This window comes from Streptomyces himalayensis subsp. himalayensis (genome assembly GCF_013778455.1).
GTDB classification, from domain to species: Bacteria; Actinomycetota; Actinomycetes; order Streptomycetales; family Streptomycetaceae; genus Streptomyces; species Streptomyces himalayensis.
Window position 1 is genome coordinate 204425 of sequence record NZ_JACEHE010000004.1, and the last position, 19813, is coordinate 224237.

Sequence of the window (19813 nt, forward strand, 5' to 3'; positions counted from 1 at the left end):
ACCCCCCCATGCGCAGGAGACCCGTTGAACCACACGCCGTCCTCGATCAACCCACCCGCGGCAGGACGACCCGTCGTCGAGGGAACCGACGACATGGATCTTGTCGCCGTGACCGCTCCGGTCTTACGCGAGTACCCACCCATGGACCTCCCCGGCAACGCCGGTGCCGTCAACCGGGCTCGCGTCAATGCTCGTACCGCCCTCACAGTCCTCGGTTGGCGGGGGGACGTCCACGCCGCCACGGAAGTGCTCGCCCAGCTCGTGGACAACGCTGTTCGGCACGGGCTTACGCCAGGCACCGGGCAGCGGATCACCGTCCGGCTGGCCATCAGGGAGCCGCACCGGCTCGTCATCGACGTCGAGGACCCCAACCCCGCCTTTCCCGCCTTCGCCGAAGCGCTCCAGGGCGAGCGGGGCGGCCGCGGTCTGCGGGACGTTCAGCGGCTCAAGGCCGACGTCACATGGTTTCACCGCCCGGACGCCGGCAAGACGGTCCGCGCCACGATGGTCCCTGGGACGGTGGAGCCGTGACCACCGCCGCTCCGCCGGACAGAGCTGAAGGAGTTCGACGAGTTGATGGCCTGCGGGACCTCAGTCTTTCCGTGATCATCGCGATGGTCGGGCTCGCCTCTTCCATCGCCTTCTCGCAGTCACCGTTCGTCCTTCGACGGTGGGTCAGGCGGGAGTGGTTGCGGGTTCGGAGTCCAGGAGGCGGGGAGCGAGTGCGGCTGCGACGGTGCACGTGGCCGCGCAGGCGGTGACGGTGGCCCAGGCGACGGGGCCCAGCGGGGTGCAGCCGAAGAAGTGGCTGATGCCGGGGGTTTGCACGACGGCGACGAGTGCGGCGGTGGACAGACCCGCGGTGACCAGGACGAGGGGGCTGTGCCAGTCGGTGATGAGGGTCTGGCCCAGCTGGGTGCCGACCAGTGCGGCCAGGCCCATGGTGCTCGCGCGCCGTTGCAGGCCGGTGAGGCGGCCGATCTGCCAAGCGGTGGTGGCGCCGAGGGTGGTGGCGGTGCCGCGGACGGCCAGAACATGGACCAGGTCGCGTCCGAGGAGCGAGGAGACCGGGCCACCGGTCAAAGGGTCTTCGCCGGGTTTGGGTGCCCGGGCCGGGGCGAGGGCGACAGCGAGGGCGGGCAGCATGTCGGTGAGCAGGTTGACCAGCAGGAGTTGACGGGTGCCGAGGGGGGCGCGGCCGGACAGGGCGGTGCCGAGGACGGTGAACGCGACCTCGCCGGCGTTGCCGCCGACGAGGATGGCGACGGCGTCGCGCACGCTGTGCCACAGGGTCCGGCCCTCGATGAGGGCCTGGAGGAGGCGGGTGGGGTCCGGGTCGGTGAGGACCAGGTCCGCGGCGGCACGGGCTGAGGTGGAGCCGTGGGCCGACAAGCCGATGCCGACGTCCGCGAGGCGGATGGCGGCGGCGTCGTTGACGCCGTCGCCGGTCATGGCCACCACGTGTCCGGTGCGTTGCAGGGCCTGGACGATGCGGACCTTGTGCTCGGGGGAGACGCGGGCGAAGACGGCGGTCTGGGCGATCCGGCGGAGGCGGGCGCGTTCGGACAGGGTGTCCAGTTCGGCGCCGGTGAGGACGGTGTCGCCATCGGGAATGCCGAGTTCGCGGGCGATGGCGGCCGCGGTGGCGGGGTGATCGCCGGTGATCATGGCAGTACGTACCCCGGCTTCCGCCAGGCGTTTGACGGTTTCCGCGGCTCCTGGCCGTACGGGGTCGGCGATGGCGAGGAAACCGAGGAGCGTCAGGTCGTGGGCCAGGTCGGCGACGTCGTCGCTGGGGTTCGCGGGCGAGGTGGGCCTGGCCTCCGCCACCGCGAGGACGCGGAGTCCGCCCGCGGCCATGCGCTGCACGAGGTGGTGCGCGGCGCGGCGTCGGGCCGGGTTGAGGGGGACGGCGCTGTCGTTGCCGGGCTCGTGGGGTGTGGAGAGGGTGGCGGTGCAGCGGGCGAGGACTGTTTCCGGTGCCCCTTTGACCGCGAGGTAGGGGTCTCCTGATTCGGTTCCCAGGCAGGCGGAGTAGCCGCGACTGGCTTCGAAGGGCAGTTCGGTGACGGATCGCCAGGTGTGGTCGGGTGCGCAGTGAGCGGTTGCGGCGTCGACGACGGCTTGGTCGGTGGCGTGGGGCAGCCTCTGGCCGGCCTTGGGGGTCGGGCAGGCTCTGGCCGCGGTCTGCAGGAGGTGGCGGCCGGATGCACTGTCCATCCGCAGCTCGTGGTCGGGTGTGGCCAGCCCGGTCACGCTCAGCCTGCCCTGCGTGAGGGTGCCGGTCTTGTCGAAGCACACGACATCGACACGGCCCAGCGCTTCCAGGACGCGAGCGGAACGGGTCAGGATGCCGTGCCGGGACAGGCGGCGGGCGGCGGCGGACTGGGCGACGGTCGCGACCAGCGGGAGGCCCTCGGGAACCGCGGCGACGGCGACGGCCACACCCGAGGCGAGCGCTTCGCGTACCGGCACACCGCGCAGGAGACCCAGGAGGGTGACCGCGGCTCCGCCGATGCCGACCGCGGGCAGCGCGGTCCTGGTCAGGGCTGCCAGGTGGCTTTCGATGCCGGGTGGCGTGGTGGCGGTACCGGCCAGGTCGGCGGCGCGGCCGGCTTCGGTCTGCGCTCCGGTGGCCACGACTACGGCGTAGCCGGTCCCGGCCAGCACGGTGCATGCCTGATAGACCATGCAGGAGCGCTCGGCCAGCTCTGCGCCGGGGGTGGCCGCCGGGTCCTTGGCGACCGGGACGGACTCGCCGGTCATGGTGGCCTCGTCGATCTCCAGACGGTCGCTGACCAGCAGCCGGGCGTCCGCCGGGACGATGTCGGAGGGCCGCAGCGCGATGATGTCCCCGACCCGCAGGTCCTGTGCGGTGGTGGTGTGCACGGGGGCGTTCTGCAGCCCGGTGAAGAACCGGGACTGGTCCGGGTGTCGTGCCGTGGAGGCGACGGGTGTCCAGTGGACCCGTCGGGCCATCTGCTGCTCGGCGAGGAGCAGACCGTTCAGCGCGCGTTCGGCACGCAATCGCTGCACGCCGCTGACCACGGCGTTGCCGGCCATCACGCCGCCCACCAGGGCGGAGTCGATGCCGGAACCCACGGCGGCGGAGGCGGCAGCGCCCAGCGCCAGCACGGGGGTGAGCGGGTCGCGCAGTTCCTCGCGTACCGCGGTCACCAACTGCGCGGCCCCGCGGGCCGTTGCGGCCAGGCCGGCGGCGTCGGCCATGGTGTGTACGGCTTCAGCCAGGGCGCCCTGCGCCGTACGACCTGATTCAGCGGACGCCCCAGCCGTCGGCCGACTCGCGGGGCCATCGCTGAGCGCCCCCAGAACGCCGAAGATCTCGTGGGCCTCCAAGGCATGCCAGACGCTACGGATACGGGGCGGCGGCAGGGGCTTACGCGCCAGGCGACGGGCCGCCCTGAGACCGCCGATCTGGGCAAGGAACGCGGCGCCGTGAATCGGTGAGGTGGTCAGGCCGAGCATCGTGCGGCGGGTGCGGGAGGCCGCGATCAGCGCTCCGAGGGTGGATCCGCCCAGGCACAGGCGAGCCGACCTGCTGCTGACCTGGTGGGCTTCGTCGAGGGCGGCCAGGACACGCCAGGCCTGCGCCAGGCCCGGGCCACAGATCAGATGCGCCGACCAGCACACACGGCCTGCTTCGCCGTGGCCGGGCAGCACCGTGACACCGACGTCTGCGGCGGCCAGTGCCTGATCTTCGGCAGACGTGAGCAGCAGGACGACCTGGCCGTCCTTTTGCAGACGCCGCACCTCCTCGGGGAGCGAGGCGGACATCGGCACGGCCTCGTCGGCCCACGACACCAGTTCGTCCGCACTCACGTGCTCGGTGAGCAACAGACGGCGGCCGGCGGAGCGGGCCGTTCCGAGCAAGGCGTCAGCCAGCGGGTCGAGTTCACAGCCGACGAGAACCCGGCCTTGGCGTCGCCCGCCGGCGTCGCGTAGATCCAGTGGCAGCCCCGAGGGGGCGTCAGGTCGCCCGTGCGGTGCGTCGGCGGGGCGCTCCAGCCGCCACTCTTCGCAGATCCAGGGTCCCGGACCGCACAGCTCCTGCAGAGAGCGGCCTAGCAGAGCCGACTGCCCGGCGCGCCACACGTCGGCGTCGTCCAGCCGGCCGGTGGCGACAGCCGACAGCAGCCGGGGGCGGGGGGCGCACAGGACGGTCGAGTCGATCAGGACCGTCGAGACCCGGTCCAGCAGCCGTAGGGCGGTCCCGTCCATCGGGACCACGCCGTCGCGTGCCAGGTCCCGGCCCAGCCGTGCGCTGAACGCCTCCCTGCCCATCCCCGCGGCCTTCGGCACGGTCGCCAGGATCGCCTGCGCGGCCTGCTCGGGGCTGCAGGTCCACGCCAGTACCCCACCGGATCCCAGCAGCGCCGCAAGCGAGGTCTTGTGCCCGCATGCCTCCACCGGTCCGGCGGGCAGCGGCGCGGGTCGGCGCGCCCGCTCGGGCGCATGACGCGGCAGTGCGTCGCCGCCGCCCACCAGCTCGTTCTCCCGCTGACTCCACACGGCCTGCCGGCTGCGGATCTCGGCGAGCTGCCACAGCCGCTGCACCGCATCCACGGCGAGCGGCGCCATCCCCCGAGTCAGGGAGTGCACTGCCGCGTTGGACACCCCCAGCACCATCTCGGCATGTGCTCGGCCCAGCCGTCCATCCAGCAGACGGCGCAGTCGCGGCTGGGTCTCCGCCAACACCACCGGCACCCGCAGAAGGGCCGGTGCGGACCACGGCACCGCCTGGCCGAGCGACGCCACCACCAGCCCGAGGCAGTCCGCGGCCAGCGATGCCCCGGCCAGCACCGCCGGTGCCGCGTCGAACGGTGGATGAGGACGATGGCCGGCGAAAGACTCACCATCGCTGCCGTGTGCCTTTTCGACCTGCTCCACCAGCTCCACCAGCCGGTCCAGGCCGAAGTCGTCTTCATCCACGTCGACGACCACCTGCCCCAGCACCGCGTTCACCTCGGCCCAGCGCACACCCTCCACCGCGCACAGCGCCGTCCCCAGCGCACCCACCAGCCGGTCGTGGCGCTCCCCTCGCCCGCTCAGGCCGCGTACCTCGATGTGCGCCCTGCCCCCACGGGACCACACGCGCCGCCGTGAGCGGTCCTGCCCGGCGTCCGTCAGTACGGCGGATACGTCGGCAAGACCCCGCGGCAGAGCGCTCAGGGCATCACCCACCGCCTGCCAACTCGAACGGACCACACCGACAGCGCCACCCGCGACCTCTCCCACCACCCTCCATGGCGCCGGTGGGGAAGCCAGGCCGGGGACAGACGGCAGAACCCCACTCCACGGCAGCACTGGGCACCTCCTGCTTGCTGGCGAGCAACGGTCACAGGGCTGAGCGGCGGCACCTTCAGATGTAGAGCCATTCAGAGCCCCCACAAAGGCACCAGAAGGCAACATAAGCCTCAGGGATTGATAATTGCCAAATCTGTAAGACCGAACAGCGCATTGGGAGGAAAACCGTGAACGCCACCGCTCAGCAAGCCCGCAGTCGGACGGCGAAAACGCCCAGTCGCCCAGCCTCGACGCGCAAGAAGGCAGCGAGTCCCTCGAACAAGCGCGCCGAGCCGGCAGCGAGTCCCTCCAAGAGGAGTGCCGAGCAGGCAGCGAGTCCCCTGAAAAGGCGCGCTGAGCAGACCCTCACCGTCAACATCCCCGTGGGGCGCGTCGCCTCCGCGGCTGCAAGAGTCGTCGCGATGCCCGTCACTGCAGCTCAGCGCGTCCTGCCGGCCAAAGGTGGGCTCCCCGTTTTCCTCGGCCTCGGCGCGCTCGGAGTAGTCGGCTTGCTGGAATGGCCCGTGGCGGCCGGCGTCGGGATCGGCTACGCCATCCTCCGCCACGGAGGGGCGTTCAGCCCGGCGCCCGGCAGTACGTCGAATGGGTCTGACGGAAAATGATATGGCGGTGGCGGTGGTGGGAGAGCAACCGGATGCCGATCGCGACCGGTTGCCGCCCCACCGCCGCAGCGCCTGCCGGGACGGCGGATCGGACAGTCCGCCGCGATCAGACCGCCGGGGCCGGGTAGGTCGGGTACTCCACCCCGGAGACGTGCTGGACGACGCGGATGACCTGGCAGGAGTAGCCGAACTCGTTGTCGTACCACAGGTAGAGGATCGCGTTGTCACCCTCGACCTTGGTGGCGCCGGCATCGACGATGGAGGCGTGGCGCGAGCCGATGAAGTCGCTCGAGACAGCGTCGGGGGCGCTGATGAAGTCGATCTGGCGCTTGAGCGGCGAGGTCAGCGACACGTTGCGGAGATAGTCGAGGACGTCCTCGCGGGTGGTCTCGCGCGCGAGCTGCAGGTTCAGGATCGCGATCGAGACGTCCGGCACCGGGACGCGGATCGAGCTACCGGTGATCTTCGCCTTCAGGTCAGGCAGCGCCTTGGCGACGGCCGAGGCGGCACCGGTCTCGGTGATGACCATGTTGAGCGGCGCGGAGCGGCCGCGGCGCTCGGACTTGTGGTAATTGTCCAGCAGGTTCTGGTCGTTGGTGAACGAGTGGACGGTCTCCACGTGGCCGCGCAGAACGCCGTACTCGTCCGCCATCGCCTTCAGCGGCGGGACGATCGCGTTGGTGGTGCAGGACGCGCAGGACAGGATCTGCTCGTCCGGCTTGATCGTGTCGTGGTTGACGCCGTGGACGATGTTCGGCACGTCGCCCTTGCCCGGCGCGGTCAGGACGACCTTGTCGATGCCGGGGCGGAGGTGGTTCGACAGGCCCTCGCGGTCGCGCCACTTGCCGGTGTTGTCGATGAGGATGGCGTCCCTGATGCCGTACGCCGTGTAGTCGACCTCCGTCGGGTCGTTGGCGTAGATCACCTTGATCTCGTTGCCGTTGGCGAGGATCGTGCTGTTCGCCTCGTCGACGGTGATCGTGCCCTGGAACTGGCCGTGGATGGAGTCGCGGCGCAGCAGCGAGGCGCGCTTCACGATGTCCTGGTCGCCGCCCCCGCGGACGACGATGGCGCGCAGGCGCAGGCCGTTGCCGGAGCCGGCCTTCTCGATGAGCAGGCGGGCGACGAGCCGGCCGATGCGGCCGAAGCCGTAGAGGACGACGTCGCGCGGCTCGCGGCGCTCGATCTTGTTGGCGCCCGTGGCGCCGGCGACGGCCTCGGCGGTGAACTCCTGCACGGAGAGACCGCGGTCGTCTGTCTTGTACGTCGCGGCGAGCATGCCGATGTCGATCTGGGACGGGCCGAGATCGAGCGTGGTGAGAGCCTGCAGGAACGGCAGCGTGTCGGTGACGGAGAGTTCCTCGCCGGCGATCTGACGGGCGAATCGGTGGGTCTTGAGGATGCTGACCACCGACTTGTTCACCAAGGAGCGGCTGTGAAGCAGGACCGTGACGTCCCGCTCCCGGTGCAGCTTCCCGATGATCGGGATCATCGACTCCGCGATCTCTTCGCGGTTCTTCCAGTTGGTGAACGAGTCCTCGTTGGCAGTCACAGTTCATCTTTCGAGCTAGGCGGCGCTCATATGCTAACCCCCCCGCCACTTTGATCATTCAACCGGTGCCAGCTGAGCGAGGTGGCCGGTCGGGGCGTCTGCCGCCGGTACTCGGGCGTGCCGGTCTACCGTGCCGTCTACGCCGTCACCCGCTCTCACCGGGCTGGTCGGCCGGCTCGCCACGCCATTCGGTGACGACCGCGGCCACCGTTGCCCGTACCGGACGAGCTCTGCTCGGCTCCGGTTGGGGACCGCGGCGAGGCGGGCGAGGGTGGGTGTTCGCCGACGCCCATGTGGGCGCCGGCGAACAACTGCCGTCAGCCGGCGAGGGGCAAGGCGGGGCGGACCGCAGGAGAGAGCAGTTCTGCGGCCACCGCCTCGCCGGTGTCCGCGTCGACGATGGCGACCCGGACGGCCGGCTCGGCGGTCGTGTCCGTGCTGACCGTCGCGTCCAGCGCGAAGAGCACCGCGACCGGCCGGGCCGCGCCGCCCTCCTCACCGCTCTCCTCGTACACGCCGGTGAACTGCAGGATGCGCCAGCCGTCCTCAGCCCAGTGGTCCACCAGCCCCGACCGTACGACGGGTGATGCGGCCTGCCAGGCGAGAGAACGTTCCAGAAGCTCGACCGTCGCCGCGACCGGAACCGCGGAGCCGCCCGCCGCGGCCGAGTTGAACGGATGGCCGAACAGACGGAGCCGGAATCGGCGCAGCGGCAGCCGCCACCAGCGGTCCAGGTCCGCGGAGAGCCCCACCAACACCGCCGAGGACAGCAGCAGGAAGCCCAGTGAGACGAACGGCTGTTCCTGAATCACGGTCCACCAGGGCTGCGCCGCACCGTCCGCCCCCGTACTCCCTTCGGCCATCCAGGCGGCACCCAGAGCACACGCCGCGGACACCGCCCCGCCTGCCAGCACCGCGGCCGCACGGGCGAAGGTGCGCCAGGTGATCGGGGCGTCATCGCCCGCCGAGCAGCCGCAGGACGACTCGGGCGCGGTCGCCCGGGCCCGGGCGAGGTAGCCGAGGAAGCCCGCCCCGAGAGCGGCCGCCGCAACCCCCGGTGCTGCCGCGGCCGTCGACCCCACCGACGCGGGGAGGGCAAGCAGGCCGACTGCGGCGACCAGCTCGGCCGCGCCCACTGTGCGCAGCACCAGCACCGTCCGTTCGCTGCTGCGCAGCATGCGGGCGAGCGCGGTCTTCGGCGCCTGGCGGACGGTGCCGCGGCCGAAGAGCTTGACCGCGCCGGTCCACCCGAGCAGCCCGGCCAGCACCAACGGGACCAGAGCAGGGACCAGCCCTGTTGTCAGGCTCGATGTCAGGTCCGATGCCAGGCCTGATGCGAGGCCCGATGTCAGTGACTCCATCTCTCCCCCCGCCCGCTCAGTGCCCGACCGAGATGCGTACGACGTCGACGGAGTCGTCGGACGGCCGCCACGCGCCCAGGACCTGGGCGTGCTGTCCGATGCGGAGCTTGGACAGGTCGGAGGTGAGGGCCTGACCGGCGTACGAGGCGTTGGTGGTACCGGGGAAGACGTTGCCGACGATCTCGTGGTGGCCGTGGGAGAGGTGCAGCCGGTTCTTGCCGATGCCGCGGATGGTGGTGGCCATGTTCACGATGTTCACCCATACCGCGTCGGCGGCGACGGTGCCGTCGGGCATCGGTACGCCACGCGCGTAGAGGCCGTCGCCGGTGTCGATTGCAGCAGCGGTGGTGGGCTCTCCCTTCCAGATGCTGGTCGCGTTGGTCAGTTGCACGCAGGCGCGGTCGCCGTGGGAGCCCAGGACCTGCAGCACGCTGCCATCGATCCGGGTGATCCGCCCTTCCACGAAGGAGGACTTGGCGAACGCCGGGTCGAGGGAAGGCTGGGGTGCGGCGAAGGCGGCGTCGGCGTCGATGCCGCCGAGCGCTGTCGCGCCGACGATCGTGGCGCCGCCGACGACGGTGCGTGTGAGGAAGCGCCGACGGCCGACGGCGCTGGAGATGCCCTGGTGAGCGGTCATGTCGTGATGCCCCCTCACTCGTAGATGTAGACCGGCAGCATGCCGGAGCTGAGGTTGCCGATGGCCGAGAACGCCGCGGGCGTGAGGTCCAGCACGCGGTTGGTGCGGCAGGCGCCGTTGCAGCAGGTGGCCTCGCCGCACCAGGACTTGGTGCGCGGGCCGCAGTCGGTGATGGTGATGCACACGGTGGCGCCCGAGCACTGGTGTCTGACGTTCATCACCGAACCGCAGCCGCGCCGGGGGATGTTCTCGCCGCACAGGTCGGGCCGGGTGATGTCCCAGCACGCCTGGGAGGCGTTGGGCCAGGCGCCGTGGTACGAGGCGGATCTGCACGTCCCGCAGGCCCCGCCGCCCGCGCTGCTGCACGGACCCCAGGCGTTCCCACAACAGAACCAGCTGGTCTCACCGGCCCACAGGCTGGTCGTTCCGCAAGCCATGGTGCGTTCCCTTCCGCATTTGGATGTGCTCATGACAAAGCGCATGACCTGTAAAGGTGATGCGCAGGCGAGCAGGGTGAATGCTGTGCCGTGCAGGCACCCCTATGATGCGCACCGCCGCGCCGTGTCGCTAGACCGCCGCGCCGTCGCCCTGGAGGGCATGGCACCCATGGCATCGCACCGGTGTCCGCTTCGCTGTGGCCGCAATCCCTGCCCGGCTGTGCCTAAGTGAGGGGCACGCGGCTCCGCCTCGTCAGTGCTGCCGGGCGGTGGGATTCTGGTCTGGTAGTGACGTGTCCGCCGAGGAGACTCGGGAGGGCCGATGGGACGGGACGTCCCGGCGCTGGTGTTCACGCGTGAGGACCGCCGCCGGTACCGCATGAAGATGCAGGAGTGCCTCGACGCGTTCGCGCAGATGCTGCGTGAGTCACGGTTCGAGTCGGAGCGGCCCCAGGTGGGCCTGGAGATCGAGCTCAATCTCGTGGACGCCGAGGCCGAGCCGGCGATGCGCAACAGCGATGTGCTCGAGGCGATCGCCGATCCCGCCTGGTCCACGGAGCTGGGGCGGTTCAATCTGGAGATCAACATTCCGCCGCGGCGGCTGACGGCCGGCGGGCCCGACGCCTGGGAGGGCGAGATCCGCGGCGCCCTCAACCACGCAGACGAACGCGCTGCGACGGTCGGCGCACATCTGATCATGGTCGGCATCCTGCCCACGCTGCGCCAGGCGGACGTCGGCGAGTCGGCGCTGTCCGAGAACCCCCGCTATCGGCTGCTGAACGAGCAGGTGTTCGCCGCCCGCGGCGAGGATCTGCGGATCGAGGTGGACGGGGTGGACCGGCTGCGGACCTACGCGGACACCATCACCCCCGAGGCCGCGTGCACCAGCACCCAGTTCCACCTGCAGGTGTCCCCGGACGAGTTCGCCGGCTACTGGAACGCGGCACAGGCGATCGCGGGGGTCCAGGTCGCGCTGGCCGCCAACTCGCCGTTCCTGTTCGGCAAGGAGCTCTGGGACGAAACCCGCATCACCCTGTTCGAGCAGGCCACCGACACCCGCCCGGAGGAGATCAAGGTGCAGGGTGTGCGGCCCCGGGTGTGGTTCGGCGAGCGATGGATCACCAGCGTCTTCGACCTCTTCGAGGAGAACGTCCGCTACTTCCCGGCGCTGCTGCCCATCTGCGACGACCAGCACCCCAAGGAGACGCTGGAGGGCGGAGACATCCCCGAGCTGGCCGAGCTGACCCTGCACAACGGCACGATCTACCGCTGGAACCGCCCGGTGTACGCGGTCGCGCACGACAAACCGCATCTGCGGGTGGAGAACCGCGTGCTCCCCGCCGGCCCGACGGTCGCCGACACCCTCTCCAACGGCGCCTTCTACTACGGGCTCACCCGCGCCCTGGTGGAGGAGGACCGGCCGGTCTGGTCCCGGATGTCGTTCTCGGCCGCCGAGGACAATCTCCACACGGCGGCACGTCACGGCATCGACGCACGGCTGTACTGGCCCGGAATGGGCGAAGTGCCGGTGCCCGAACTCGTTCTGAGGCGCCTGCTGCCGCTCGCGCACCGGGGGCTCGAGCTCTCGGGAATGGACGCGGCCTGGCGCGAGCCGCTGCTGGGCATCATCGAGCAACGGTGCGTCACCGGGCGCAACGGCGCGGTGTGGCAGAAGGAGATGTACCACCGGATCGACGCCTCATCGCACGTCGGCCACCATGAAGCGCTGCGGCGGATGACCCAGCAGTACATCGACTACATGCACCTGAACGCACCCGTCCACACCTGGCCGGTCGACTGAGGGCATGCCGCGGCCGCTCCTGCGAGGTGAGGGACGCCTGCTGTGCTCGGCGGCATCACAAGCGTCCAGTCGAACGAAGCCGCCACCGGAAACCGACCGAGGACCGGCGGTTCCGGCGGCGGCGTCCGCTCGGCTAGCGATCGGCCGGTACCTGGCCGCTCGAGGACGGAGCCGGCTGTTCCGGCTGCTCGTGGGATGCCGCACCGAGCAGCGGGGCACCGTGCCGCTCGGCGCGGTACTCATCGAGTCCCGTGATCTTCTGACGGGGCGCATCGGCCGCGCCCGGCGGGACGGGCACGGGCCTGCGTGCGGTGAGGCGGCCGACCCAGCGGCGGCCGCACAGCGGGCAGGGCGGCGCGCCCTGGGGCTCGTAGGGGGACGTCGCGGCGATCCCGTCGCGGGTGAAGTACTCCCATTCCTCCCCGTCGTCGTCCCGGTAGTGCTGCACGTCGTAGTCGGCGCTCCACCGGTACCAGCAGTGGCCGCACGTGAACTCCACTCGCTCAAGGGCCAGTTCGGTAATCATCGGCTCCCCTCCTTGACGGGAACATGGCCTGCGTGACGGTGTCGTATACGGGAATGATCGTCGTCAGTTCGGTGATGCGCAGCAGGCGCCTGATCGGTCCCTCCGGGCAGACCAGACGAAGCTGCCCGTGGCGTTGCCGGGCCTCGTGGGCGGCGGCGACGAGCACGCTCAGACCGCTGGCGTCGCAGAAGTCCAGGTCGGAGAAGTCCACGATGACCCTCGCCGGATTGTGGGCTGCGATCACGTCGTCGAGGTGGTCGCCCAGCTCGTCCCGGGTGGTGATGTCGATCTCGCCCGTGACCTCGACGACCTCCCATGCGTCTCGCCGTTGGGAGGAAACCCTCAGTGGCTCCATTACTTGCCCTCCCTCACCCCTGAACGGCGGAAGGCGGAACGTAGGCCCGCGGCTCCTCGCCTCCTTGTGACCCTGCGGGCTCCACTCACCGTGAGCCCCGCGGCTCCACCCGCGCGCCCGGGCGCGCAGGTGGATGGTCCCTGGGTTCGCGACCGACGCGATCAGCCGGCGATCTCCTTGGCCTCGTCACCGCGGCTGATCTCGATCTTGCGAGGTTTGGCCGGCTCGGCCTCCGGGATACGGACGGTCAGGACGCCGGCGTCATAGTGCGCCTCGACCTGATCGAGCGACAGTGTCTCGCCCAGGAACAGCTGCCGGCTGAACACACCGTGCGGCCGTTCGTCCACGACCATCTCGACGCCCTCCGTGTCGGGAGCACGGCGCTCCGCCTGCACGGTCAGGACGTTCTGCTCGAGGCTCAGGTCGATGGAGTCCGGATCCACGCCGGGCAGATCCAAGTGCACCAGCAGGGCGCCTTCGTGCCTGTAGGCGTCCATCGGAATGAGGGCGGGCCTGGCGACCGTTCCCAGGACCTGCTGCGTCAGTCGATCGAGTTCGCGGAAGGGATCGGTACGCATCAGCACCATCGGTCACACCCCTCTCCTTGTGCCGTGCCTGATGTCAACGCCTTCCGGCTGTCTGCTCTAGCGGTTCATATACCTCTTTCCGGACATATTGACAATCCCTGTTTCAGGTTGGCAGGTGCCTGCGCCGACCGCGGAGGTTTCCGAGTCCCGTACGGCGGCGCGGATGGCGGAAGCCGTGGCCTCGGGATAGGGGTCCGACACCACGAGGCGAGCGAAGGGCGACGGCGGTCTCAGATCCACGCTCACCACCGGCCTGGGCATCCGCATGACGGCGAAGTCACGCCCCTGAGGATGCCTGCGTACACCCACGAAACACGTCCCCGGCAACCACACGGCCGCCTCGGGCTCCCCACGCAGTGCACGCCACCAGTCGTGGGTCACGACGACGTTCTCCACGGCGGCCAAGGGCACCCGGACATGTCGCCGACGCGCGCAGAGCCTCTCCATCACGGACAGGCGCACCACCAGTTCGTCGCCCTTGACCTGCAGCCGTGCCACCTGTGACACCCCCTGGCTTCACGGGCAGGGACGTTCCCCTCACCACCGCATGATCCACTGCCACAACAGATCCCAAGGGTCGGAGAGGCTCGACCCGGGTGCGCCTTCCTCGTCGTACGGCCACTCCGTCCGGCGGGACCAGATCCACGACGGCTCGGCGCGTGGCGCCCCGCGCCCCGGCCGATCCATGGCCGCGTCCGCCGCTCCCGGGGCCTCGGCCGTCCTGACTCTGACGGAAATCCTGACCGGCCGGCCGCGGCGTCCTTGCGGGCCGTTCGTGGCACTGCGCACGGAAGTGGGGGAGCGTTCGGCATCGTAGGCCTCCCGCAGGACGGGATCGCGGAGCGTGCCGTAGGCGGACACCACCTCGGCGAAACGTTCGCCTGTGGCCTCCTGCCCCGGATTGGCGTCTGGGTGCAGTGCGCGGACGAGCTTGCGGTACGCCGATGTGATCTGGCCGCCCGAAGCGGTCGGCTCCACACCGAGCACCGCATAGAGGTCCCGCTGGGGGTGAGGCGTCGCGCGGCCCGCCACTGGGCTCACCTCCCGAACGCTCCACTGGCGAATGGCGCTCTACTGGCAAACAGGGAGAAAACCCTCTCGACACATGTGCATAGATCCTGCTCAATCCCTTGTCAAGAACGAACAGGGAGGAAGGAACCGTCAGGGCGCCTTGGTCACCGGTGGAAGGTAGCTGCCCACCAGCGTGCGGTCCCACCAGGCGCGGTTCTTGCGCAGCCCATGCCGGTCGGTGAAGCGGTAGCTGTAGAGCTGGGCGCGGATGTAGGTGGGTGGCGACGCGGGGAAGGGGTTGCTGCGCAGGAGTCCGAGGGTGGCCCGGTCATTGTCGAGAAGTCGCCCGATGAACGGTGCGAACCAGGACAGCGCGTAGATGGGTGAGAGCGCGGCGAACCACATCTGCCAGTCGAGCCGCAGGTGGTACGGGGCCACCTGCGGCGGCAGGCGGCGCACGCCGCCCGGCTTGCCCTTGAAGCCGTACTCCTTCCACACGGTGCTGTCGGTGATCTCCGGCTCGTCCGTGCCCTCGATCACCACCTCGTAGCGGACCCGGCCGATGCTGCCGAAGGCTCCGTAGGTGTTGACCAGGTGGAGGGGGTTGAAGGAGAAGTTCATCAGCTGCCGGCGCGAGAGCAGATTGCGGACCGGCCAGTAGCTGAGCACGGCCACCAGTGCGGTGACGGCGATCACCACGCCTTCGTACCACGCCGGTGTGGCCGCGAATGCGGGAGGCTCGGGGAGCGGCAGGACCTCTGCGGCGTACCCTCCGTCGATCGCGGGCAGCGCGAGCACGATGGTCAGCCAGTTCAGCCATGCGAAGTTGCCGGAAGCGACCAGCCAGAGCTGCGTGAGGATGATGACCCCGGCCGCCACACTGGCGATCGGCTGAGGAGTGAGCAGCGCGACGGGAGCGCCGAGCTGCGCGATGTGGTTGGCCGCGACCTCCACCCGGTGCGCCGGCCGGGGCAGGCGGTGGAAGAGCCAGCTGAGCGGGCCGGGCATCGGCTGAGTCTCGTGGTGGTAGTAGAGGCAGGTCAGATCGCGCCAGCACGGGTCGCCGCGGATCTTGATCAGCCCGGCGCCGAATTCCAGCCGGAACAGCAGCCAGCGCAGCAGCCACAGCACCAGGACCGGCGGCGCCGTGCGCTCGTTGCCCAGGAAGATCGCCAGAAAGCCGGCCTCGAGCAGCAGCGATTCCCACATGAACGCGTACCACGTCTGCCCGACGTTGACGATCGACAGGTACATCACCCAGAGGGCCGCCCACATCAGCATCGACGCCCACAGGGGGACGCGGTCGCCCGCCCCCGCGGCCAGTGCGGCGGAGAGCACCACGCCCGTCCAGGCGACCAGCGCGAAGAATCTGTCCGAGTAGTGGAGGTGGAAGATGCTGGGCGACTGCCGGAAGGGAACGGTCGCCACGTAACGGGGCACAGGGAGCAGACCGCGCTCACCGATCAGAGCCCGGAACTGGTTGACCGTGCTCAGAAACCCGACGAAGTACAAGGCGGCCAGGCCGCGCTGAAAGCCGAGCCTGCCCAGCCAGTAGTCCGCGTCCGTGAACCACTCCACAGCACTCCTCCTGGAGCGGCACCGCGGCCCCCGGGCCCAGCCACCGCCCGCAAAGGACGACAGCGTTCACATGGGCATGTCGCCACACCGGGTACCCCGTGCGCCGGCCGTACACGCTCCCCGAATGCGCGCCGGCAGCGCAGGCCAAGGCCACCGGGATACGCCCGCCTCGTTCCAGCGCCCCCAGGTCTCGCTAAGGATTCTTGACTTGAGGAGACTCAAGGTTTACCACGGTGTTGAAGAGGGTCTACGTGCCGCAGGGGAGCGGAGGAGGGAGATCTGACATGGCACGGGCAGTCGGTATTGACCTCGGTACGACGAACTCCGTGGTGAGCGTGCTGGAGGGTGGAGAGCCCACCGTCATCACCAATACCGAGGGCGCCAGGACCACGCCATCGGTCGTGGGCTTCGCCAAGGGCGGCGACGTGCTGGTGGGCGAGATCGCCAAGCGCCAGGCGGTCACGAACGTGGAGCGCACCGCCCGGTCGGTGAAGCGCCACATGGGCGACGCACAGTGGCGTTTCCCGGGGACCGGAAGCATCGACGGCAAGAGGTACACCGCTCAGGAGATCTCGGCCCGAGTACTGCAAAAGCTCAAGCGGGACGCGGAGGCGTACCTCGGCGAGGATGTGACGGACGCGGTGATCACCGTGCCCGCGTACTTCAACGACGCCCAGCGCACCGCCACCAAGGAGGCGGGCGAGATCGCCGGGCTGAAGGTGCTGCGGATCATCAACGAGCCGACCGCCGCCGCGCTGGCGTATGGGCTGGACAAGGAGAACGACCAGACGATCCTGGTCTTCGACCTGGGCGGCGGCACTTTCGACGTGTCACTGCTCGAGATCGGTGAGGGCGTGGTCGAGGTCAAGGCCACCAACGGCGACACGCACCTCGGTGGTGACGACTGGGACCAGCGGATCGTCGAATACCTGGCCAAGCAGTTCAAGAACAACTACGGCGTCGACCTGTTCAAGGACAAGATGGCCGTCCAGCGGCTCCGGGAGGCCGCCGAGAAGGCGAAGATCGAGCTGTCCGCGGCCACCGAGACCACCGTCAACCTGCCCTACATCAGCGCCTCGGCTGAGGGCCCGCTCCACCTGGACGAGAAGCTCACGCGCGCCCAGTTCCAGCAGCTGACCGCCGATCTGCTGGAGCGCTGCAAGACCCCGTTCCACAACGCGGTCAAGGACGCCGGGATCAAGCTCTCGGACATCAACCACGTGATCCTCGTGGGCGGTTCGACCCGGATGCCGGCGGTGACGGAGCTGGTGAGGGAACTGACCGGCAAGGATCCGCACAAGGGCGTCAACCCGGACGAGGTCGTGGCCGTCGGTGCCGCGCTGCAGGCGGGTGTGCTCAAGGGCGAGGTCAAGGACGTCCTGCTGCTGGACGTCACCCCGCTGTCGCTCGGTATCGAGACCAAGGGCGGCATCATGACCAAGCTCATCGAGCGGAACACGACCATCCCGACCAAGCGGTCGGAGATCTTCACCACGGCCGAGGACAACCAGCCGTCCGTGCAGATCCAGGTGTTCCAGGGCGAGCGGGAGATCGCGGCGTACAACAAGAAGCTCGGCATGTTCGAGCTGACCGGTCTGCCGCCGGCGCCCCGCGGAATTCCGCAGATCGAGGTCGCCTTCGACATCGACGCCAACGGCATCATGCATGTGTCGGCCAAGGATCTGGGTACCGGCAGGGAGCAGAAGATGACCGTCACCGGTGGCTCCGCGCTGCCCAAGGACGACATCGACCGCATGGTCCGGGAGGCGGAGCAGCACGCCGAGGAGGACCGCCGCAGGCGTGAGGCCGCCGAGACCCGCAACCAGGCCGAACAGCTCGTCTACCAGACCGAGCGGCTGATCAGGGACAACCCGGGCAAGATCCCGGACGACGTCAAGGCCGAGACCGAGACCGCGCTGGCCGAGCTGAAGGAGAAGCTCAAGGGCGAGTCCGCCGAAGGTGACAATACAGCAGCGATCCGCACGGCCACCGAGAAGGCGGCGGCGGCCGCGCAGAAGATCGGCAGCGCGATGTACGCCCAGGCCCAGGCGGCCCAGGGCCAGGCGTCCGAGGCCCAGGGCGGGGCCCGGAGCACGGGGGCGACGGGCACGGAAGAGGACGTCGTCGACGCCGAGATCGTCGATGACGAGCAGCATTCGAAGGGAGGCACGGGATGAACCAGCCGCACGATCACCAGTCCAAGGACCGGCTGGTGCTCGTCCGGGACAAGCGGCGCATCGATCCGGTCACCCTTCAGCCCCGGTACGGGGGCGCCGACGGCGTATCCGCCGAACTGGCGCCCCCCGTCGGCCCCGGCCGCAACGGCGGGGAGTCCGAGCGCCCTGCCCAGAGCCGAGCCGCCGGCCCTGCGCATCCGCAGCCGGGTGGGCGGACGGAGGCGAAGGAGCAGCCGAAAGGGACTGAGCAGGAGGAGCGGACGGAAACCGAGGTGCTGCGTGCACAGCTTCAGGAGCGCACCGCGGATCTGCAGCGACTGAAGGCCGAGTACGACAACTACCGCAAGCGCGTGCAGCGCGATCGCCTGGCCGTCCGCGAGATCGCCGTGGCCAACGTGCTCGCCGGGCTCCTGCCCGTACTCGACGCGGTCCAGCACGCCGACGAGGCCGGCGAAGTGACGGGCGGCTTCAGGCAGGTCACCGCTGCGCTTCAGCGCCAACTGGCGGCGCTGGGCCTGGAGTCCTTCGGTCGTGCGGGGGAGCTCTTCGACCCTGCCCTGCACGAGGCCGTCGCCTACGACCCCTCGGACCGGGTAGACCGGCCCACCTGTGCCGCCGTCCACCGCCCGGGCTACCGCGTCGGCGGTCACCTGCTGCGTCCTGCCCAGGTCACCGTGGCCGAACCAGCGCCGGAACCTCCCATCAACACTGAAAACTGACGGTCAGTCAGGAGAGCAGGAGGCGTCCTGGCCGCTCGGTGACGTGCGTCGGCGTTGGGCGACCTGACCCCCGCACAGGTCCTCCAAGTCGCTGATGCCTCAGGGGGACTGGGACTGACGCGCGTCGGCGTCGGACGCCGGTCCGTGGGGAGACAACCGTTGCCGGTCGCTGTCGTCGGGCGTCGGGAACGCGTTGAACAGCACGGTGATGTGCCGACTGCCGGGTGAACCCTGATCGGGTTCGCGGTGCCAGCGAGTGAGAAACGCGATGTACTCATCCGTGAACCGGGCCAGTTCTTCGGCGGTCAGCGTCGTGCCGCCCAGCGAGTGCAGGGCGGCGGCGCCGAACTCACCGAACGCGCCGGGAGTGGTCAGGAAGGCGGTCAGGTCGTGTTCCGCGCGCTCCCAGCACTGGTGCCCGATCTCCTGGGCCGTGGCTTCGGCCTCGGCGTTCGCCGCGTGGTGGGGGAGCCGGACATCCTCGGGCGCGGCACGCCAGTACTTACGGCGACCGGTCGATCGGGCCGTGTCCTCCTGGATGAATCCGAACCGGGCGAGTTGGCGCAGGTGATAGCTGGTGGCACCGCGGTCTGCGCCGAACTCGGCGGCCAGGTCGGCGGAGGTGGCCGGGCCGTTGCGCTGCAGCCGGGCGAGCATCTGCTGCCGGAGGGGGTGGGCCAGTCCCTTGAGCGCCTTGGCGTCCGAGACTTCACGCCGCTGAGTCTCGTGCATGACGAGAAGGTATCAATGCAAAGAAATCTTCTCAATCAGGCCACAACGGGGATGAATCTGACGTGGAATCGCCCGTCGCGGCGTCATCCCTTTTGTGCTGGTTTCTGCATTAGTTGACGTTTTGCCGGTTATCTGCCTAGCGTGAGGACACGAGGGATTCGCAGGGCTTGATATCAAGGCCGTACGAAGCCTCGAAGGCCGGTCGGCATCGTGACCGAGTTGCCGCGGTCCGGTCGGAGGGGTGGCGTCGCGGAAGCTCGGCCTGCCGCAACACGTCGGCGAGCCGCGAGGGTCCGGTGGTTGAGTCACACGCCCAGTAGCCGCACATCAGGTGGCGTGGCCGTCGCCTGCACGCTGGGCGGGAAGCCGGAGAGGGCCGCGAGCGCGTCCCACGCGTCAGGTCCCTGTGGAGG

16 protein-coding genes are annotated in these 19813 nt (G+C 69.8%); 4 read left to right on the plus strand and 12 right to left on the minus strand.

Features of this window, described 5'->3' with window-relative positions:
- Nucleotides 1-24 precede the first annotated feature (24 nt).
- Complete coding sequence (locus H1D24_RS09220; protein ID WP_258563954.1) at nt 25-531, plus strand: ATP-binding protein; 507 nt, start codon at nt 25-27, stop codon at nt 529-531.
- Between the two features lie 144 nt (nt 532-675).
- Here H1D24_RS09220 and H1D24_RS43535 read toward each other — a convergent pair whose 3' ends face one another.
- The 5 genes from H1D24_RS43535 to H1D24_RS09245 all read right to left on the minus strand — a co-directional run bounded on the left by H1D24_RS43535 (nt 676) and on the right by H1D24_RS09245 (nt 9914).
- Nucleotides 676-5256, minus strand: a complete 4581-nt coding sequence (locus H1D24_RS43535) for an HAD-IC family P-type ATPase (protein ID WP_309484259.1) — start codon at nt 5254-5256, stop codon at nt 676-678.
- A 777-nt stretch (nt 5257-6033) separates the two neighbouring features.
- Complete coding sequence (locus tag H1D24_RS09230; protein ID WP_181656924.1) at nt 6034-7479, minus strand: glyceraldehyde-3-phosphate dehydrogenase; 1446 nt, start codon at nt 7477-7479, stop codon at nt 6034-6036.
- Nucleotides 7480-7796: 317 nt separating this feature from the next.
- Nucleotides 7797-8840, minus strand: coding sequence for a MauE/DoxX family redox-associated membrane protein (locus H1D24_RS09235; protein WP_258563955.1), 1044 nt, complete (start codon nt 8838-8840; stop codon nt 7797-7799).
- Between the two features lie 16 nt (nt 8841-8856).
- Nucleotides 8857-9477: a cell wall protein gene (locus H1D24_RS09240; RefSeq protein ID WP_181656925.1), complete on the minus strand. Its 621-nt coding sequence runs from the start codon at nt 9475-9477 to the stop codon at nt 8857-8859.
- A 14-nt stretch (nt 9478-9491) separates the two neighbouring features.
- Nucleotides 9492-9914, minus strand: a complete 423-nt coding sequence (locus tag H1D24_RS09245; protein ID WP_181656926.1) for an RlpA-like double-psi beta-barrel domain-containing protein — start codon at nt 9912-9914, stop codon at nt 9492-9494.
- Between the two features lie 322 nt (nt 9915-10236).
- Between H1D24_RS09245 and H1D24_RS09250 the strand changes: the two genes are divergently transcribed.
- The gene (locus tag H1D24_RS09250; protein WP_181656927.1) at nt 10237-11715 is read left to right on the plus strand and encodes a glutamate-cysteine ligase family protein; all 1479 of its coding nucleotides are present in this window, start codon (nt 10237-10239) and stop codon (nt 11713-11715) included.
- Between the two features lie 133 nt (nt 11716-11848).
- Here the strand turns inward: H1D24_RS09250 and H1D24_RS09255 are convergent, their stop codons facing one another.
- The 6 genes from H1D24_RS09255 to H1D24_RS09280 all read right to left on the minus strand — a co-directional run bounded on the left by H1D24_RS09255 (nt 11849) and on the right by H1D24_RS09280 (nt 15772).
- Nucleotides 11849-12241 (minus strand): hypothetical protein, encoded by a 393-nt coding sequence (locus H1D24_RS09255; protein WP_181656928.1) that lies wholly within the window; start codon nt 12239-12241, stop codon nt 11849-11851.
- Nucleotides 12219-12596, minus strand: coding sequence for an STAS domain-containing protein (locus H1D24_RS09260; RefSeq protein WP_181656929.1), 378 nt, complete (start codon nt 12594-12596; stop codon nt 12219-12221). The genes H1D24_RS09255 and H1D24_RS09260 overlap by 23 nt, the downstream gene beginning before the upstream one ends.
- Before the next feature lie 161 nt (nt 12597-12757).
- Nucleotides 12758-13183, minus strand: a complete 426-nt coding sequence (locus H1D24_RS09265; RefSeq protein ID WP_220136542.1) for an Hsp20/alpha crystallin family protein — start codon at nt 13181-13183, stop codon at nt 12758-12760.
- 57 nt (nt 13184-13240) lie between these two features.
- The gene (locus H1D24_RS09270; RefSeq protein ID WP_181656930.1) at nt 13241-13681 is read right to left on the minus strand and encodes a hypothetical protein; all 441 of its coding nucleotides are present in this window, start codon (nt 13679-13681) and stop codon (nt 13241-13243) included.
- 39 nt (nt 13682-13720) lie between these two features.
- On the minus strand, nt 13721-14224 hold the full coding sequence (locus H1D24_RS09275; RefSeq protein WP_309484260.1) for a J domain-containing protein: 504 nt from the start codon (nt 14222-14224) through the stop codon (nt 13721-13723).
- A 120-nt stretch (nt 14225-14344) separates the two neighbouring features.
- Nucleotides 14345-15772: a lipase maturation factor family protein gene (locus H1D24_RS09280; RefSeq protein ID WP_181656931.1), complete on the minus strand. Its 1428-nt coding sequence runs from the start codon at nt 15770-15772 to the stop codon at nt 14345-14347.
- 284 nt (nt 15773-16056) lie between these two features.
- Here H1D24_RS09280 and dnaK point away from each other — a divergent pair, with 284 nt between their 5' ends.
- Nucleotides 16057-17949 (plus strand): molecular chaperone DnaK, encoded by a 1893-nt coding sequence (gene dnaK, locus H1D24_RS09285; RefSeq protein WP_181656932.1) that lies wholly within the window; start codon nt 16057-16059, stop codon nt 17947-17949.
- Nucleotides 17946-18668, plus strand: coding sequence for a nucleotide exchange factor GrpE (grpE, locus tag H1D24_RS09290; RefSeq protein WP_181656933.1), 723 nt, complete (start codon nt 17946-17948; stop codon nt 18666-18668). The genes dnaK and grpE overlap by 4 nt, the downstream gene beginning before the upstream one ends.
- A gap of 99 nt (nt 18669-18767) precedes the next feature.
- Here the strand turns inward: grpE and H1D24_RS09295 are convergent, their stop codons facing one another.
- Nucleotides 18768-19400: an ArsR/SmtB family transcription factor gene (locus H1D24_RS09295; RefSeq protein WP_181656934.1), complete on the minus strand. Its 633-nt coding sequence runs from the start codon at nt 19398-19400 to the stop codon at nt 18768-18770.
- Between the last annotated feature and the right edge of the window lie 413 nt (nt 19401-19813).

Excerpts from the sequence above, each read along its gene's own strand:
- dnaK (WP_181656932.1), top strand. The coding sequence starts at position 16,057 with ATGGCACGGGCAGTCGGTATTGACCTCGGTACGACGAACTCCGTGGTG.
- H1D24_RS09295 (WP_181656934.1), bottom strand. The coding sequence starts at position 19,400 with ATGCACGAGACTCAGCGGCGTGAAGTCTCGGACGCCAAGGCGCTCAAG.
- H1D24_RS09255 (WP_181656928.1), bottom strand. The coding sequence starts at position 12,241 with ATGATTACCGAACTGGCCCTTGAGCGAGTGGAGTTCACGTGCGGCCAC.
- grpE (WP_181656933.1), top strand. The coding sequence starts at position 17,946 with ATGAACCAGCCGCACGATCACCAGTCCAAGGACCGGCTGGTGCTCGTC.
- H1D24_RS09250 (WP_181656927.1), top strand. The coding sequence starts at position 10,237 with ATGGGACGGGACGTCCCGGCGCTGGTGTTCACGCGTGAGGACCGCCGC.
- H1D24_RS09235 (WP_258563955.1), bottom strand. The coding sequence starts at position 8,840 with ATGGAGTCACTGACATCGGGCCTCGCATCAGGCCTGGCATCGGACCTG.
- H1D24_RS09260 (WP_181656929.1), bottom strand. The coding sequence starts at position 12,596 with ATGGAGCCACTGAGGGTTTCCTCCCAACGGCGAGACGCATGGGAGGTC.
- H1D24_RS09245 (WP_181656926.1), bottom strand. The coding sequence starts at position 9,914 with ATGGCTTGCGGAACGACCAGCCTGTGGGCCGGTGAGACCAGCTGGTTC.
- H1D24_RS09240 (WP_181656925.1), bottom strand. The coding sequence starts at position 9,477 with ATGACCGCTCACCAGGGCATCTCCAGCGCCGTCGGCCGTCGGCGCTTC.
- H1D24_RS09265 (WP_220136542.1), bottom strand. The coding sequence starts at position 13,183 with ATGGTGCTGATGCGTACCGATCCCTTCCGCGAACTCGATCGACTGACG.